The following is a 17,615-nucleotide window of genomic DNA, read 5'->3' as shown; positions in this document are numbered from 1 at the left end:
GATTAATTTTGGTAAGAGGGTCACCGTTGCTGTCGATTTTACGCATCCGATTATCAAGGTCGAAGAATCCTGGCTGAAACATATCGGCTCCATCAAGTAAAAAACGGCTTAGAAGATGATGGAAAAGTATAACATAATATCAATATTTCAGACAGTTAAAACACTATTTGCGCTTGTTTTGCTGTAGTAATTATTCGAGAAACCCTATAGCTGGTAGAGGCACAGGCTGCGGCCCACTCCTGCCATAACCAAGAAAGGCACCTTAAGGACGACTTCACTATTTACAGCACAATCAAAGGATGCTGTCAGGAGGTATTCTTTTTAATTCTCTTGTGCAGCGCCTGTCTTGAGATACCAAGCAAACGAGCAGCCTGACTCTGGTTGTTATCCGCAGATGCCAGTGCCAGTGCAACAGCATAGTCATTTAATTCCGTAAGCGTGGGAAAGTAGCCAAAAATAGATTCAAGCGGATTGCTGTAGTTTGGGGATTGATCGTTTTTCCTTATGGTGACTGCATCAGCTAGTCTTTCAAGGATGACTTCATCTTCAATTCTATCAAACTCGCAAAGTGCTACCGCATCAAATATATACGCTTTCAGCTCCCTGACATTACCAAAAAAAGGATGCCGACAGAGTGTGTCCACAACTGTATCACTCACACTCGGTACCTTTTTATTCATTGCCGAAGCAGCTTGTTGCAAAAGGTGAGTGACCAACATTGGAATGTCTTCCCGTCGTTCCCGCAGTGGTGGGACCTTTATGAGGTGAGTGCTGAGCCGATAGTAAAGATCCATTCTGAACTCACCTTCCTGTCCGGCAAGTTTCGTCAAATCCTTATTGGCTGCGGTTATGATTCGTGCGTTGCACTGGTGCGGCTGGTCCGTTCCTAAAGGGTAGTAGATATTCTCCTGCAGCAAACGAAGTAATTTTACTTGGGAAGCCTCTGCGAGATCACCAATTTCATCGAGAAACAGTGTCCCGTTTTTTGCCTTCTCAATCATGCCTGGTCGTTGATGATCCGCCCCTGTGTATGCTCCTTTTTTGTGACCAAACAATGTGTCTGAAAAGAGGTTATCATCCAGCCCTGAAGCATCAACTGCAACGAATTCTCCGGGTAGATTACTCAGTTCATGAATAGCCTTGGCAAGCAACTCCTTTCCAGATCCGGTCTCACCCAAAATCAGGGTGGGCATGCCGCTTGTTGCTATTGCATCGATATAATTAAATATCGACTGCATGCCTGCACTGCATGTAATGATCGGTTCGAAAGCTTTATTGGTTTTCGGAAGCCGATCAAAATGAATACCCTTAAGAGAAAGGACTTCATTACGAAGCAATCCGATTTCAAGAGCATTGCGAAGCGCAGAGCTAAATGTTTTCAGATCAATGGGTTTTACAAGATAGTCATGAGCGCCGAGTTTCAGACATTCAACGGCAGTCTCAATTTCAGAATTTGCGGTAATGATAACCACAGGAATGTGAGGTTTGTTAGCACGCAACTCCTTAAGGACATCCATACCACTGACCTTTGGCATATTCAGATCCAAAAAGACAATGGAAGCCTGCATTGAATCCAAGGTCTCGGAAACAACACTACTATCGCTTAAAGTTACGACATTTTTCACTCCCATGGAACTTAGCAGCAGACTATAGGCATCCAACTCGGATTGCTCATCGTCAACAAGAAGGACATGACTGTTCTTCATTTCTGCAGTAATCATTGCTTGCTCTCCCTCTGCACCCTTTTCAGCTTGATCAAAAATTGGGTGGTGCCGTCTTGGTTTTGGGCAGACAATTGACCGCCCATCTCTTTTTCAACTATCATTTTGGACATATACAGGCCCACTCCTGTTCCTGATTGAGAAGATTTAGTGGTGTAATAAGGGTTGAATATATGAGGTAAAATATCTTCTGGAATACCGGAACCATTATCTGTGATGGTGATATAGACGAACTCATCATCGCTCTTCACCAGGATATCAATTTTCTTCTGAAAAGATTCGCTTGAAGCCACTTCCTTCTCCTGCAGTGCATCTCTGGCATTAACAATGATATTGACCAGGACATGCACAAACTCACTCATATACCCAAAAACTGTGAGCTGTTTGACCCCTGCTGCATTTTTCACTGTCAACTTGATATCAGCATTTTTGATTTGGGCCTCCATGATCTTCACAGAGCTGATGATTACATCAAAAACATCTATATATCCTTTGGTCTTGGAAGGTCTAAAAAAGTTACGAAAATCATCAATCGTTTTTGACATGAACTTGATCTGACCATCGGCCCCTGAAACAAGTTTTTCGACAAACGACTTTGTCACCATGTTGTTATACTGGGCAGCCTGCAGGCTAGATATATAGGTTGAAAGAGTATTTAATGGCTGCCTCCATTGATGAGCAATAATACCAAGCATCTCTCCCACCGCAGCCATCTTCTGTGCCTGCATCAGCTGTGCTTCAGCATCAACACGTTTTGAAATATCTCGAATACTGAGCAGCAATACCTCTTCATTTTCCAAGGTAAATGATTTGAGATTGACAGATGCTGGGAATTCAGTGCCATCATTTCGTAAAAAAGACCACCGGAAAAACTGCTGTTCTCCTTTTTGGGAACATTTGACTATTTTCGCGATTCGCTCTGCGCTCAAAGAACGATCCGGTTGATAGGTCGGTGAAATGTCCAGCAATGTTGCCTTTAATAAGTGTTCCTTGGGTAGTGCAAATATTTCTTCGGTTTTTAGGTTACATTCTGCAATTTTTAAATCCTTACTGATCAGTATTGCATCGTTGGCAACATTAAAAAGCGTTTGATAGTAGGTTTTCACCTCTTTTCTTTTTAAAATATTCCATTTCAAGTCTTTGGTTATTCCTGTTATTTCGTTTTTATGTTGCTGTACAGTTGAGATATATCTTTTGCTCAGGATAAAAACCACCATACCGCTGCCGAGCACACAGGCAACACCAACCAAGGCGAAGAAGCCCAATACTCTCAAAGTGAGCTCAATAGCAAAAATCATGGTGTTTTCCTGCGCTAACTTTTGGGCCTCTTCATATGGGGCCACCACACACAAAAACCAACTTGAATTGGAAATTCTTTTATATGAAATGATATGGTCCTGATCATTGTACGACTTGAACCTGATACTGCTTGGCTCATCCCCACTAAACTCGACTATCTTATTTTTCAAGTCCTTCTCAATTTCAAACAGGCTCTGCCTCATCACATACTCCCTGTTGGGATGGACAAGTATGGTTCCACCACGCTCGACAATGAAAGCAAAACTGTGCCGACTGATCTTGAGTTTCAAAACATTTTGTTCCAGGGTATCGAGAACAGTATCAGCGCCTATCACCCCTATCAACTCATCGTTTAGTACAAGTGGTTCCACCATCGCAATTACCAGTGCATCGGTAACAAGATCTATATATGGCGTTGTAAAACTTACCTCTCCCTTTTCTACAGCGTGCCTGTACCATGGCCGCAAGCGTGGATCGTACGAAAGTGAGCCAAGCCACCCCGCACCATCAACAAGATGCCCATTGTTTTCTTTGCCGATATAGACATCACTGAAATGACCGGCCTTCATAGCCATTTTCAAGGGGCCGTATGTTTGCTGATTATGGCCGATCCTATCAAGCGGTATAGAGGCAACCGTTGCTTGTAAGATTTTTTTCTGCTGCGACATCCATATCTCAACAGTATCTGCGGCTTTTGTTGCAGTTTCCTGCTGATGCTTAACAATTGTGTCCTCAATAACGTTACGTGTTATGTGATAATTGAACACCACGGCAACGAGTATGACTATTGCCAGCACCGCTATTATCTGTATGGCTTGTCTGGTTTGAAACATTTCGCCTCTTTTCGTACTTTCAGCTCTGTCTCGAGCTGGAAAAAAATATCTGCTGGAACCTGGCGCACAACGTAGATGCTGCCTGCAAACACACTATCTCTCTAACCACCATTCACATTTGCAACACCTAAGCCACAAACACAGTGTTCTTTTACAACGGTGATTCAAGCCCTTACCGAAAATGATGCAACATTAACCTGGTGTGTAGTGCCGGCAAGGCAATAACCTGCATCACAGAGCGGTACCTCGCGTACAATTGGTTGACGCACATTTTTACTGTCTGGGTGCTTTAAAAGGTATTTCCGGATGGAAGGCGTCAACCAAAATTAACAACGTCAACCATGGTTGACAAAAAGGTTGACATTCTCCTCCGAAAAATCAGTAACAAAGACTCTTTTTCTTTGCTTTTTTCACCATACCCTCTGTCACAGAGCCACTCGCCAATCCTTTGGCATATAACTTGCTGTTTCCCCTCAGAACCTTGGAAATGAAACATATTTTCACACTCCGTGGTTTTCCTTGTTGTTGTGATAAAGTTCGGAGTTGTTCCCCCTCCCTGATGTAGCACAGGTAAAGAGAACCCTCAAGACAGGCTCTGATGGCAGGGTCTGTTTCACGTATCTTTTAAAGAAAAAGGAGATGAACATGCTAAAAAAACTGTTAGGTGCAACAAGTAAAATCCTCTGCTCAGCCCTACTCATAGGGTTGAGTTTTGGTATTGCTGCCAATGATGCTTCGGCGGCAAAGTACAACTGGCGTTTTGCAAATCTCTATGGCCGAGGCACAGCCTTTGGTGCACTGTACGAGCAGTTAGGCAGGGATATCGAGAGATTGTCTAATGGCGAAATAAAGGTTCAGGTCCTTTATTCAGGCGAAGGCGTAGGGACAAGCGGTTTATTTGGTGCTGTAAAATCCGGTTTGATAACCATGGCAGCCTCTTTTCAATCAATGCACGCCGGCGAATTTCCTGCGGGAATAGTTGAAATTGGCTTGCCCGGCGGTACAGACGATACAGACGAGCTGTATTCCCTGTTTCACGAAAAAGGCTGGAACCCAATTCTCCAGAAAGCATATGGAGAACATGGCCTCGTCCCTCTTGAACAGTATATACAGCCTCCTGTCTATGTGCTTACCAAAACACCCATTAATTCAATTGAAGACTTCAAAGGGTTGAAAATCCGTGCTCCGGGCGCGTATGGCAAATTCCTCCGCAATCTTGGAGCGTCCCCTGTATCTCTTGCCTGGGGTGAAATTTATACCAGTCTTGCTACCGGTGTAATTGATGGCGCTATTGGTAGCAACATGATTGATCATCGCGACGGTAACCACGTTGAGGTTGCAACCTACATGTACCCGCTCCCACTTGCCGGTGCGCAGGTTCTTTCCATGCTGGTCAATCAGAAGGCCTGGAATAAACTTTCAGATGATCTCAAAACCGCTGTAATGGAGGCAACCGTACTACATGCAAAAAACCAGCTCGAAAAATCAAGGGAATGGGAAGCAGAGGCAGTAGCGGAAATGCAGGAAAAAGGGATGAAATGGAGCCCCGAGCCAAGCGAGAGCGACAAACTTGCGTGGAAAAAAGCAGGTGAAACCCTGTGGGATGAGTATGCAGCTGCCGACAAATACAGCAAGCAGTTGATCGACATACTGAAGAAAAATTAATCTCTTTGTTCACTCTCAAGGCGACCTTACACAACACTCTCGCAAGGTCGCCTGAACTGATGAGAACCCCGGCTCGCACCGAGATACTCATGTACTGAGAATGCGTCTGAGCACTTGAGACTCGTCCTCCAATTAAATGTAGGTATCGCTATGTTCGTATCACTTTTGCGATTGTATTGTAATAAGGTTGACTTGATAGTTAAACTGGTAGGCTATGCGACGTCAATCCTAATGCCTATACTCGCATTTGTTGTTTCTTTTGAAGTTTTTTCCAGGTATTTCCTCAATCGTCCAACCGTCTGGGCATTTGATCTTTCTCTCTTCCTGTTTGGTTATATCGCAATCCTGGGTGGCGCACTGGCCCACCAGAAAAAAGGGCATATTACGGTCGACATCCTCTACAAAAAGGTTTCACACAGGACTCGGTGTGTGTTTGATGTAATATCATTTTCTCTGGGAATATTCTTCCTCGTTTTGATTGTCTATGTGTGTTTCGACAAATATCAGGATGCCATCAACTTCGGTACCCGCAGACAGAGTGAGTGGGCACCACTCATGCATCATTTCTGGTTAATGACCATTTTCTCCTGCTCTCTTTTTATACTGCAGTTAGCACGAGACATAATTAGCAATGCCTTTTTCCTGATGACGGGAGAGCAACTGGTGATGGAAAAAGGCCTGGAAATCAGTTGCACGAAAGCGGAGAATAACGATGGGAATTGAAGCTCTTACTGTAATCCTGCTGGGATGTATTTTTATTTTCTTTGCTCTTGGAGCACCGGTTGGCCTGGCGCTGGGCGGTATCGCAATGGGAGTAGGGTATTTCACCTGGGGCGATGCCGTTTTTAATGTCATCCCCACTACCATTGAATCAACATATTTCAGTTTTATCCTCCTCGCCATTCCTCTGTATATCTACATGGGCCAGTTTTTTACCAAATCCGGCATCGGCGATGCCATGTTTGATGCCAGCCAAATGGTCATCGGCAAAATTAAAGGCTCGCTGGCAATCAGTGTTATTGTTGTATGCTCAATGATTGGCGCAATGGTCGGCATCATTGGTGCCGGCATTATGACTTCCGGCAGTATTGCCTTAAAACCGATGCTGGACAGGGGGTATGACGAACGACTTGCTCTGGGAGTCATTATGGCCGGCGGGGCATTGGGCATTCTTATTCCGCCAAGCATCCCTATGATTATGTTTGCTGCAGCAACGCATAATTCAATAGGAAAAATGTTTATTGGTGCAATGATGCCGGCTCTTCTGACGGTTTCATTATTGATTGCATATGTCATCATAAGCTGCAAAATAAATCCAAAGAAAGCCCCTATTCTTGATTCGGACACTGCTAATCAAAAGAGACCGCTCGGGGAAAAGCTTTCTGTTGCACGAGATGGTTTTCTCGCCATGCTGCTCATCGTTGTTGTCCTGGGAAGTATCATTACCGGCATAGCTACTCCGACAGAATCCGGAGCTATTGGAGTTGTCGGGGCTATACTGCTGTCGATTATCTTCAAGCGCTTTAAGGTAAAAATGTTTCTGAATGTCGGCTTGCAGACTTCTATGCTGGTGAGCGTTGCGATGTGGATCATTTTTGGTGCTTCAGTTTTCAGTAATTTTCATTTACTGATGGGGGTACAGTCAATGGTCTCTGACTTTGCACTGAATCTTAACCTGCCACCGTTAATGATTATCATCATGTTCCAAGTGATTATGCTGCTGCTTGGGTTTATCATTGATGAGTTTATCATTGTTTTAATGTGCGCCCCTCTTTTCACCCCAATCGCCGTTTCTCTCGGATATGATCCCATCTGGTTTGGGGTGTTGATGATTCTTAATATTCTTATTGCCGTGCAGACTCCACCCTACGGTTTTGCCCTTTTTTATCTGAAAGGAATCGCACCGCAGGGCGTTGGCATGGGGACAATTTATCGATCTGTGTTACCATTTATAACGGTCAACCTGATTGTATTAATTACCTGCATGCTCTTTCCCCAAATCATTCTTTGGTTGCCAACCAAAATCATGGGGTAAGCGTTGTTTTTATTTTCCCTTGAACACTTTTTCGAGAACTGCTTCTCTTTTCTCAGGTAAGTGTTCAGGAAAAATCAGGGTCAGAGATATCTCCTCGCCGTTCGCGCCGTGAGTATGGGCTGCCTTAAGAAATATATTAAGATGTATTCTTGAGGCAGCCTGATATCACATGGCGTCACTTGGAGGAACACCATCACGGTTCCATCCTCTCAGCTGGTAGTAATCCTGCAGCATATACTCCATTTCATCAGCAGCGAGTGAACTGCCTTCTGGGAGAATTTTCTTATGCAGCCTTTTCGGTAATCGATCATCTTCAGGCCGGAGTCCCTCCTGAAGGTTGTATTTTTTGGTCAAATCAAGAATATATGCTGCAATTTCCTTGAGCATTTCCTGCGAAGCTTCCAGGCCGGTCACTAAGCTGATCGACTTTTCAAGTTCTTCCCAGGTATAAAGGTCTCTATAGAACCGACAAAGCGTCAAGGTATCGAAAATATTCAGTCTATCTTCATAATCGATCAGCATTTCAGCTTTTCCCTTGATCTCTTCTGGAGGTATCCAGCCCGCAAGTTCCGGCTTATAAAATGTTGTACGCAGATGGCAGGCCCCACGGGGAGAAGTACCAAAGGTAAGCCCCATTCCTTTCAGCTTTCGGGGATCATATCCTGCAGGCTCCAGCCCCTTGACATGTATGGCCAAGTCTTCAACCCCAAAGTGCTGTGATGTTGGGATGATGCCATCTGCGATAATATCGCCTATTCCATCTCTGGCTGCTATTTTCTCAATCAGCGCTATTACCTGGTCGGCATTGCCGTACTCGATATCATAATCAATACGCCCCTGCGCTTTTCCTTCCATTATCAACCCGCACAGATTGCCTGCTGTGATGGTATCTATTCCTACCCGATCACACAGATCATTGAGATAGGCGACCTCTTCCATCTCCTCTATCATGCATAGTCCGCCAAAAGAATAGATTGTCTCATACTCCGGACCCTCAAGCTGCAGATCCTTATGCCGTCCTTTGGAGATTTTTGTTAAGCGGCCACAAGCCATAAAACACTTTGCACAGGCATGGGGTTTGACCTCATTTTCTTCATGGTAGGCTTCGCCACCAATTTTCTCCCAGTGTTCGCATGAGCCCTGATTCCAGTATTTTGCCGGAAATGCTCCTGCCGTATTCATAAGGCCGACCATGAGAGTAGTTCCCATTTTACGATAAGCCTTAACCCCCGGATTCTGCATATGCTCCTTGGAAAAAGCCTTGGCATATTCAGCCACTCCCTCCTGATCAGCATACTCGCGCTTGCGATCCCCCTGAAAAACAATCGCCTTCAGATGTTTAGAACCAAACACTGTGCCAACACCGGTTCTGCCGGCGCATCGCCACTTATCATTGGCAATAATGGCAAAATTCACCAGCTTTTCACCAGCAGGGCCGATGACGACAGCCCCAGGTTTTCGATACCCTTCCCGGTCGAGTGAAAATCTGTAGAGAGCTTCTTCCTCTGCAGCAAAAGTCTCCATCCCCCATAAATCTGCTGCGTCATGAAAGTCTACGCCCTCGGGATGAATCGTCAATGCTGTCGGCTGAGAAGCTTTGCCCACCAGAATAATTGCATCAAAGCCCGCAGAATCTATTGCTTCAGGTACCCTTCCACCTGAGTAAGATTCGGTATAAAAACCGGTAAGAGGTGACTTGGTAAAAACACCATAACGACTTCCACCCCATAAACGCCCGCCACAAAACGGCCCTGTGGCAAAGATGAGATGATTATCAGGCGATAGAGGGTCAACGCCTGGCGGATTGCGATCCAGGAGCAGCTGTGTTGCAAGTCCCTTTCCCCCCAAACACTTGCTGAGTATCTCGTCGGATAATTGCTCGACGACAAAGTCATTTGTGCTTAAATTTATCGTCAGGATACGATTATAAAATCCGTACATGTGTATTTCCATATATGATTGCGCCGAATAACTCATCGCCGCCCCGTTCCCACTCCTAATATATTAAGAAGCTGAAACGGGGCCGAATTACCCGAACAGCAGTTGACGGTTACTGGCAGATCGCGGCAAATCCATCTTCTAAAATTTCCAAACCTTGATTAAGCTGCTCATCGGTGATGACCAGCGGCATCAGAAATCTAATCACATTGCCGTAGGTACCACAGGCCAATATAAGCAAGCCTCGCTCAAGACAATATTTCACAAGCGCTTTGGTTTCATCAGCAGCTGGAGTTTTTTCCTGTCTGTCTTTGACGAGCTCCATGGCAATCATGGGACCGAGACCGCGAACATCCCCTATAATACTGAATTTTTCCTGCAGTCTTTTAAATCTGTTGTCCAGAGTCACTCCGAGCTCTACAGCTTTTTCAAGAAGGTTTTCAGATTCAAATATATCAAAAACTGCCAGCCCTGCCTCACAGCAAATCGGATTCCCTCCATAGGTTCCGCCAATGCCGGATGGATGTACAGCGTCCATTATTTCCTTTTTCCCGACAACGGCACTTAACGGCATGCCTGCAGCCAGGCTTTTGGCGACGGTTGTAATATCTGCTTCAATGCCATAATGCTCCATGGCGAACATGTGACCTGTTCTCCCCATGCCGGATTGAATTTCATCCGCAATCAGTAAAACATTATTTTTCTCACAGATTGCTTTGAGTTTCTGGAAGTATTCTTTAGGAGGTGCAATAAAACCGCCTTCACCCTGCACGGGTTCGACAAGGACTGCTGCCGTTTGCTCAGCAGCAACGGTGTTGATGAAAATATGCTCAAGATGATCTGCGCATTGCACCTTACAACCTGGGTATTCCTGGTTGAAAGGGCACCTGTAGCAGTTGGCGAAAGGCATTCTGTAGACTTCCGGCGCAAATGGACCAAGGCCGAATTTGTATGGCTTCACCTTGGAGGTAAGCGTCATCCCCATTAAAGTACGCCCATGGAAGGCACCATCAAAAGCAATAATTCCCTGCTTCTGCGTGTAGTACCTTGCTATTTTCACTGCATTCTCAACTGCTTCTGCACCACTATTGACAAACATCGCCGCCTTGGGGGAATCACCAGGAACAGCTTCACACAACTTTTGGCTAAGCTTTACTGCGGAATCATATGGTGAAACCATAAAGCAAGTGTGGGTGAACTTCTCAGCCTGATCCTGAATCGCTTTAACGACCTTTGGGTGTGAGTGCCCAACGTTCATCACAGCGATACCACCAGCAAAATCAATATACTCGTTACCTTCTACATCTGTGATAACTGCACCTTTAGCGTGCGACACATATGCATCAGTGCCGCTGGCAGTTCCTTTAGCCATATATTTGTCGCGCACCTCTTTGATTGCAGCGTTGGTTGTAAAAGAGTCCATGTTGCTTTTTCTCCGTTTATGAATTGTTAATATTTTGCCAAAATGACTTGCATTGCCGTTCTTTTTGTATCGAAAGAAAAGCAAATTTGACGCCAACAACGGAAAAAACTATTTTTACTTATAAAAATAGATAGATAAGCGAAAAGATACAGAGCAAGGCGCAGAGATCGATCCATTTATAGATCAATAACGGCGACATTTGACGAAAAACGAGAAAAATGATTCAAAAATAGATCTAACAACGTGAATATCGCATGACATTAACTATAGCTCCCCCTTATCCGCCCCTGGTTTGATCCAGGAATGAATCGTCAACGCGCCACGCCTTATGAAAAGAGCAAATAACGAATCTAAGCAATATTATACTGCTTTAACTTGCGAACAACCGAAGGCTGGCTAATACCAAGATGTTTAGCCATTTCCCTGGTAGTGGTGAATTCTTTTTTGGTACGAATAAGCAGCGCTTTCTCAACTTTTTGGAGCGCATTGGAAAGGTTGAAGTCATGGCTATCGGCTCCAGCAAGCAGCAGATTGGAATATGCCGGCTCATTCCCGCCAAGACTTCCCCTGACAAATTCATCAACATTGCTACGTTCATCCATGACGACAACATTTTCCACAATACTCTTCAACTCTCTCACATTTCCAGGAAAGGCATACTGCAACAGATACTGCATAGTCTGGGAATTGATTTTTTTATTGCAGTTGTACTTGGTATTAAATTTCTCCAGATAAAATCGAATCAGGCCGGATATGTCTGATGTCCTTTCCCGGAGGGGCGGAATTTTGAGAATAAAACTATTTAACCTGTAATAGAGATCCTCTCGAAAAAGTTTTTGTTTCACCAGCTCATGCAAATCCTGATTCGTAGCCGCAATCACGGAGCATTCAACGTGAAACACATCGGTACCACCGACTCGCCTAATTTCATGGTTATCTAAATACTTGAGCAGTTTGGCTTGCAAAAGCAAAGGCATATCGCCTATTTCATCGAGAAAAAGGGTTCCACCATGAGCCATTTCAAACAACCCCACTTTCCCTTTGGAGTTCGCACCGGTGAAGGCTCCTTTTTCGTATCCAAAAAGCTCTACTTCAAGCAGACTTTCGGGTAATGCAGCGCAGTTAATTTCAACAAATGGATTTTTGCGCCTGCTGCTGTTTTTGTGAATCATTTTGGACAACATGCTCTTGCCCGTACCAGACTCCCCCAAAATGAGAATATTGGATGCACCAAGGTGAGCAAGCTTTAAGGACATCTGCAAGATGCTTCTCATTCCAGGGCTTTCAGCAATGATGGGATTATTTTGCAACTCCAGCAAAGCCAGTTCAGAGAGTTCTTCTTTGTACTTTTCTCTTATCTTCTGACTCTGCTCATATTCTTTACGTAGGGTGTTGAGTTCGGTTATGTCCCTTTCATTAACAACAATGAGTGCGATATCACCATTTTCATCAAATGCCGGAGTACCTGTGGAAAGGAGAAACTTTTTGGTTTTTGCAATATATTGCATTATTGTTTCGCGATTGCCACTCTCCAGCACCTGGGTAGTCACTGACTGATCAAAAACTTTATTATCCAATAAATCCTGTACATTGCGCCCTATCACCTTATCACACTTTATGCCATTGAGTGCCTCTGACGCCTTATTAAGACTGATGACCTCTCCCTTACCGTCGCAAACCCATATGCCATCTGATGACGAATCAATTATTCTTTCTAACTGGCGATTAATTATTTTAAACGAGTCAGTTTTTTGAGCATATTTTTCAAACTTCTGAAAAATACAAACAGCCCCTGCAAATTGGTCCTGCTTGAAGACGGGATTTATATCCAGAACCAGCTGTGCCTGCGACCCCTGAACCTGATACCCTCTAATTTGCTTTTTGTTACTGAAAAAATCGCTGAGTGGTCGTTTTAAAAACGAAAGAACGCTTGCTAATTCTTTATCGAGATGAGCGTCGATATTCAGATTGAGCAATATCATAGCGTTACGGTTTATGTGAGATATGCACCCTTTTGGATCAATTACAACAATACTGATATTTGTGAATTGAAAAATATCCTCACAATTTACTTTCTCATACATCTCTGACCACCATCAATGAAAACAAATAGTACATCTACGCAGCTATCCTCTAAGTAGCTTCAACCTGCGAATCATCTCCGGTCTCCACTATCCTCTATTGTCACAGATTAAATACCCTCATAATTTCTTTTTCAAGTTCCCTCAGCTTGAATGGCTTAGCAATTCGTCCACTGAAACCATATTGCCTGTACTGTGCCATAATCGGGTCGTTTGCGTAACCACTTATGGCTATGATTCTTGCCTCAGGATCAAATGCAAGTATTTCTTGCGCTGTTTCCTTACCACCTTTACCACCAGGGAGAGTGAGATCCTGCAGAATAATATCGTAGGGGATACCCTGCCGAAACGCCTGGATGTATTTTTGTACGCCCGCCTCCCCTTCACTGGCCTGTTCGACCTTTTGGTCAAGGAGTTGCAACATCTCAGACAGCACCAATTGAACAACCTCGTCGTCTACTACTAATATTTTCAGCTGAGGGATGGAGGCTATCTCTTCAGTTAGCTGAGCGTTTTCTATAGGGGGAGCGCCTTTTGTTTTCTCGGCAGGAAGGTAAATGACAAAAACAGTGCCTTTGCCCAGCGTTGAATCCACACATATCCGGCCCAGGTGCTTCTCCACTATGGAATGAACCATCGAGAGCCCAAGCCCGCGCCCTGTCTCTTTAGTGCTGAAATACGGATCAAAGATACGTGCGACGACGTCCTCAGCCATTCCCGTACCTGTATCCTCAATTTCCAGCCGTACACTGTCGGTATTGAGCATGGAATCAGCCGCCTCAACGTTTGCGGTGCGAATTGTCAAAGTGCCTCCGCTTGTCATAGCCTGCTTGGCATTGATGACCAGATTGGCGATGACCTGAGAGATTTGACCGTCGTCGGCATGGACCGGCCAGATATTTTCAGGGATATCATATTCTGCTCTTACAGGGCTACCGCTCAAATTAAAAGAGACGACCTCCCTGATCATCTGCTTAAGATCAACCGTTTCGATAATCGGGTCCCCACCTTTGGCAAAAGTAAGCAGCTGCGAAGTCAGGCTCTTGGCACGTTGCAGTGATTCATGAGCCATCTGAATATATGGGAAGGCTTTATCACTCTGCCTGATTTCCTTTTTCGCAAGTTCGATATTACCGAATATTCCAGCCAGAATGTTATTAAAATCGTGTGCAATTCCCCCTGCTAAAAAACCAACCGACTCAAGTTTTTGAGCGTTGAAAAGCTCTTCTTCAATGCGAAGATTCTCGGTTTCATCCCTAAACACTATTACTTTCCCAAGGACATCACCCTTATCCCCAGAGATAGGGGAACTGTTCGCAGCAATGTGATGCACATTCCCTGACCGCGACACAAGGGTGCTAATACGCTCCGGACGATCCTTGCCGTGATCGAGATCTATTACTGGCTGTTTTTCTGATGTGCCAGGCTGCTTTATCACCATAATGTCGTTAACATGGCGACCGATGGCCTCGAAAACCGTCCAACCTGTCAGCTGGGCTGCGACTCCGTTCATGAGCAGGATGGTTCCTTTTGTATCGGTCGCAATCACGCCATCTCCGATTGAATGAAGGGTAACACGAAGTCGTTCCCGCTCGTTTCTCAACTGTTCTTCAACCTCCATTTTATCATCCAGCATTCGGTTTGCAGAATCGGCGAGCAGGTCCAGTTCTCCATACATAATTTTTTCCCGGGCAATATGATCAGAGGTGGTTGCAGCCCTTTTGAAAAAATCAGAAAAGACACGAAAATCGTTTTCCACTTTTTTACTCAATTTATTAAAAAGCAGAGTCACCAACACAAGCGCGCCCAGGAAAACCATACCGATAATGGAAAAACTTTTTTTCAACCGGCTCCGCAGTGTTGCGTGCATTTTTTCTATTTCTTCATCCACATCGTCGAGGTAAACGCCGGCAGCAACCATAAATCTACCATCCGCAGCAAGCTTGAAATAACTAGTTTTCGGTCTCGGTTCATTTACATCGAGTTTGCGATACCAATAATCGACATAACATTCTCCGTACTCACGCAAACCTTTTAAGAATTCTCGACGAAACATCTTTCCTTTCGCATCCTGATAATCGTCTGAGATGAGCTTGCCGGTATCGTTGGGCCGGTTAGGGTTCGCGTATACTCTGGCAAAAGCCTTGCCACCATTAATGTTGAGGATCTCGTTGATAAAAACATACCCCTGATTATTGGGGCCGAATCGATTCATGGTAACGTAATCAGCAATAATTTGCTGAAGGGAAGTTTCAATCTTATCCAGGTACACGCCGGCCCCGATATACCATCCTAAAGGCTCTAAATACTTGACATAGGATATTTTTCTATGCGTCCGACCAGTTTCATTGGGTTTTGTCCAATTGTAGGTGTAGTATCCTTCTCCTTGCGTTTGGGCAATACCGATCATGTCCCTCACGATATACCGCCCACTCTCATCCTGAAGATCAATAAGATTTTTCCCCTCAAACTCAGGATTGCCGGCTATCAAACGAGCAAATCCTTTAACATCACTGATAAAATAGTATCCCAACTCGTTATCAAAGCGAATTGGCCGCAGAGCCTCTATGATACTGCTTTCTATTTCCCTCGCCTCTACTTTCCCCTTGAGCTGGTTGTATATGGACAGGGCAACCATGGAGGCCTCGTTGACCCGGTACCTGGCGTTGTCTTTTGCTTGAGAGAGATTGCTCCTGACAGAATCATCTATAACATTGACAACACGATCGACCTGGCCCTTGATCATACGCCGTTGATCTTCAATAAAATCACGACGAATTCTGTCTTCACTCGCTTTACTTTCCCCGATAGCCTTCACCGTATGAAGTACAATCAGAATAACAGCCAAGGCAATGAAGGTAAAAATTATGGCGGTGCGAATGGTTTTAATCAGTGAAGATTTTTTCATGAATTTTGCACCAAACAAGCTCCTTAATGAACATTTACATCATTCTACGATGACAACTCGTCACAATTTGCGCTCTCTCAAGAGCATCTTCAATCAGTAGCAATTTAGTTCGAGATCAGCTCCTACATAAAGTATGTCGAGCAGCACAGAAAATGTCAAGCTGACAGAGTCAGAAGTATTTACAATTCCATTAAAAATACACTCACACTATTCCCAGAACACATTATCTTCTCTATATGCCCCGCCCGAAATCGGCTTGCAGAATTGGACCTATGCAATATCATACGTTTTCAGAAGAACGTCGCCCCCCACAGCTTTTCGAATGAAACATCAAACAGAAAAAAATACAGGGACGGCACTCCTGTACAAAAAGAGATCGGGGACTGGGCAGTGAGCTCTGTATCCACGCAGGGGCTGGAAATGATCGACAGTTTTCCTTATTGCGACCTGGGGGTAATCAAAGCGTTAACACGCGGCGAGGAAGTGCCCACTAAAAAGAATTACTCTCCACAGTCGAGCAATGGCGACCATACAGAACTTATGCCACCCTTTGTCTCTGGAACAAAGGCCGGGAGAAATAAATCAATGATCTTTTACACCACATTCGACACTCCTGTTTGTAAAATTATACTTGCAGGGACAAAAGACGGGATATGCGGATTGCATCTGGATACAGGTGAGGGGAAAAGAGCATTTGCCATTGGTGATGATTGGATACGCAATGAAGCCGTCTTTGCTGATGCAAAAGAAAAAATTGAGGCCTACTTTGCAGGTAACTTACAAAGCTTTGCTGTTGCTCTTCAATTACATGGAACCGATTTTCAAAAAAAAGTATGGACCGCTCTTTTAGATATTCCTTTCGGCGATGTTCGAACCTATGGAGAAGTTGCCGCAGCTATAGGCAACAAAAAAGCGAGCCGAGCCGTGGGTATGGCAAACAGCAAAAATCCAATCCCCCTGATCATTCCCTGCCACCGGGTTATCGGTGCAGATGGATCGCTGACCGGTTTTGCCCATGGACTGAGCATAAAACGAAAACTACTGGAATTCGAGAGGCAACATCGATAGGTGCGATGAAAAAATGAGCATGTGCAGCACAGGCAAGTACCTGAAATCAAGTCGATACAAAGGATGAGTGCTCGACGAGCATGACCAGACAGCAATTTACAACCCAAATAATAGAACTTATTCGTTCCGTCCCCTGCGGCTACGTTTCCACTTACGGCGATATTGCTCGAATGGCAGGCAATCCCCAAGCTGCGCGCCAGGTAGCCCGAATGCTCCACACATGCGCAAAACCGGAAAAACTCCCATGGCATCGCATCGTTAACAGAGAAGGTCGAATCTCACTCAAGCCTTTTCAAGGATATGAACAACAGAAAATGCTGCTTGAAGATGAAGGGGTTGCCTTTGACGAAACCGGCAAAATCAACCTTGATCAATACCGGTGGCACGCCCTGCCGGATAACTGGTAAGCAAACGTTTTCGGCTTTGCCAAAAAAGAACCAACTTGCTACGCTCGTCTTCTTGAAAAAAAGAGCACCACGTTCCCAAAAACATTCGTTTGTTCTTGCGGCCCCATTAACTAGTGTCTGTCCATAAATAGCAATTTTTTCAAAGGCGGCCGCAGCCAGTCGCATCAGCGAACACAATCGGTTCATAGGGCAAGCAAACTTTTGCTATCCTTTTCAGCTTGTCATTTGAAAATTCCT

11 protein-coding genes are annotated in these 17,615 nt (G+C 44.7%); 5 read left to right on the top strand and 6 right to left on the bottom strand.

Annotated features, from left to right (window positions below; genetic code table 11):
- Positions 1-305: 305 nt before the first annotated feature.
- Positions 306-1,721 (bottom strand): sigma-54-dependent transcriptional regulator, encoded by a 1,416-nt coding sequence (locus JWH17_RS21535; RefSeq protein ID WP_205224763.1) that lies wholly within the window; start codon positions 1,719-1,721, stop codon positions 306-308.
- Positions 1,718-3,853, bottom strand: coding sequence for an ATP-binding protein (locus tag JWH17_RS21530; RefSeq protein WP_205224762.1), 2,136 nt, complete (start codon positions 3,851-3,853; stop codon positions 1,718-1,720). Before JWH17_RS21530 ends, JWH17_RS21535 begins: the two co-directional genes overlap by 4 nt.
- A gap of 645 nt (positions 3,854-4,498) precedes the next feature.
- Here JWH17_RS21530 and JWH17_RS21525 point away from each other — a divergent pair.
- The 3 genes from JWH17_RS21525 to JWH17_RS21515 all read left to right on the top strand — a co-directional run bounded on the left by JWH17_RS21525 (position 4,499) and on the right by JWH17_RS21515 (position 7,553).
- Positions 4,499-5,518 (top strand): TRAP transporter substrate-binding protein, encoded by a 1,020-nt coding sequence (locus JWH17_RS21525; protein WP_205224761.1) that lies wholly within the window; start codon positions 4,499-4,501, stop codon positions 5,516-5,518.
- Between the two features lie 231 nt (positions 5,519-5,749).
- Positions 5,750-6,241, top strand: a complete 492-nt coding sequence (locus JWH17_RS21520) for a TRAP transporter small permease subunit (protein WP_205224760.1) — start codon at positions 5,750-5,752, stop codon at positions 6,239-6,241.
- Positions 6,231-7,553: a TRAP transporter large permease gene (locus JWH17_RS21515; protein ID WP_205224759.1), complete on the top strand. Its 1,323-nt coding sequence runs from the start codon at positions 6,231-6,233 to the stop codon at positions 7,551-7,553. The genes JWH17_RS21520 and JWH17_RS21515 overlap by 11 nt, the downstream gene beginning before the upstream one ends.
- A gap of 165 nt (positions 7,554-7,718) precedes the next feature.
- Here JWH17_RS21515 and JWH17_RS21510 read toward each other — a convergent pair whose 3' ends face one another.
- From JWH17_RS21510 to JWH17_RS21495, 4 genes are all read right to left on the bottom strand, one after another.
- A complete protein-coding gene (locus JWH17_RS21510) occupies positions 7,719-9,494 on the bottom strand; it encodes an aldehyde ferredoxin oxidoreductase family protein (RefSeq protein WP_205224758.1) in 1,776 nt (591 codons plus the stop codon).
- 109 nt (positions 9,495-9,603) lie between these two features.
- Positions 9,604-10,914 carry a 4-aminobutyrate--2-oxoglutarate transaminase gene (gene gabT, locus JWH17_RS21505; protein ID WP_205224757.1) on the bottom strand — a complete coding sequence of 437 codons (1,311 nt, stop codon included), beginning with the start codon at positions 10,912-10,914 and terminating at the stop codon, positions 9,604-9,606.
- Between the two features lie 350 nt (positions 10,915-11,264).
- Positions 11,265-12,998 (bottom strand): sigma 54-interacting transcriptional regulator, encoded by a 1,734-nt coding sequence (locus JWH17_RS21500; RefSeq protein ID WP_232371246.1) that lies wholly within the window; start codon positions 12,996-12,998, stop codon positions 11,265-11,267.
- A gap of 100 nt (positions 12,999-13,098) precedes the next feature.
- On the bottom strand, positions 13,099-15,903 hold the full coding sequence (locus JWH17_RS21495) for a cache domain-containing protein (protein WP_205224756.1): 2,805 nt from the start codon (positions 15,901-15,903) through the stop codon (positions 13,099-13,101).
- A gap of 390 nt (positions 15,904-16,293) precedes the next feature.
- Here JWH17_RS21495 and JWH17_RS21490 point away from each other — a divergent pair, with 390 nt between their 5' ends.
- Together JWH17_RS21490 and JWH17_RS21485 are read left to right on the top strand one after the other, a co-directional pair.
- The gene (locus tag JWH17_RS21490) at positions 16,294-16,971 is read left to right on the top strand and encodes a methylated-DNA--[protein]-cysteine S-methyltransferase (RefSeq protein ID WP_332468464.1); all 678 of its coding nucleotides are present in this window, start codon (positions 16,294-16,296) and stop codon (positions 16,969-16,971) included.
- Positions 16,972-17,051: 80 nt separating this feature from the next.
- Positions 17,052-17,378, top strand: coding sequence for an MGMT family protein (locus tag JWH17_RS21485; RefSeq protein ID WP_205224755.1), 327 nt, complete (start codon positions 17,052-17,054; stop codon positions 17,376-17,378).
- Positions 17,379-17,615: the final 237 nt, after the last annotated feature.

This window comes from Desulfogranum marinum (assembly GCF_016918565.1).
In the GTDB taxonomy this organism is placed as follows: Bacteria; Desulfobacterota; Desulfobulbia; order Desulfobulbales; family Desulfobulbaceae; genus Desulfogranum; species Desulfogranum marinum.
Note: the sequence above shows the minus strand (reverse complement) of the source record. Positions and strands in the feature narration are given on the sequence as shown.

Coding starts and splice junctions, on each gene's coding strand:
- JWH17_RS21485 (WP_205224755.1), top strand. CDS start 17,052: ATGACCAGACAGCAATTTACAACCCAAATAATAGAACTTATTCGTTCC.
- JWH17_RS21495 (WP_205224756.1), bottom strand. CDS start 15,903: ATGAAAAAATCTTCACTGATTAAAACCATTCGCACCGCCATAATTTTT.
- JWH17_RS21525 (WP_205224761.1), top strand. CDS start 4,499: ATGCTAAAAAAACTGTTAGGTGCAACAAGTAAAATCCTCTGCTCAGCC.
- gabT (WP_205224757.1), bottom strand. CDS start 10,914: ATGGACTCTTTTACAACCAACGCTGCAATCAAAGAGGTGCGCGACAAA.
- JWH17_RS21520 (WP_205224760.1), top strand. CDS start 5,750: ATGCCTATACTCGCATTTGTTGTTTCTTTTGAAGTTTTTTCCAGGTAT.
- JWH17_RS21530 (WP_205224762.1), bottom strand. CDS start 3,853: ATGTTTCAAACCAGACAAGCCATACAGATAATAGCGGTGCTGGCAATA.
- JWH17_RS21500 (WP_232371246.1), bottom strand. CDS start 12,998: ATGTATGAGAAAGTAAATTGTGAGGATATTTTTCAATTCACAAATATC.
- JWH17_RS21535 (WP_205224763.1), bottom strand. CDS start 1,721: ATGATTACTGCAGAAATGAAGAACAGTCATGTCCTTCTTGTTGACGAT.
- JWH17_RS21515 (WP_205224759.1), top strand. CDS start 6,231: ATGGGAATTGAAGCTCTTACTGTAATCCTGCTGGGATGTATTTTTATT.
- JWH17_RS21510 (WP_205224758.1), bottom strand. CDS start 9,494: ATGTACGGATTTTATAATCGTATCCTGACGATAAATTTAAGCACAAAT.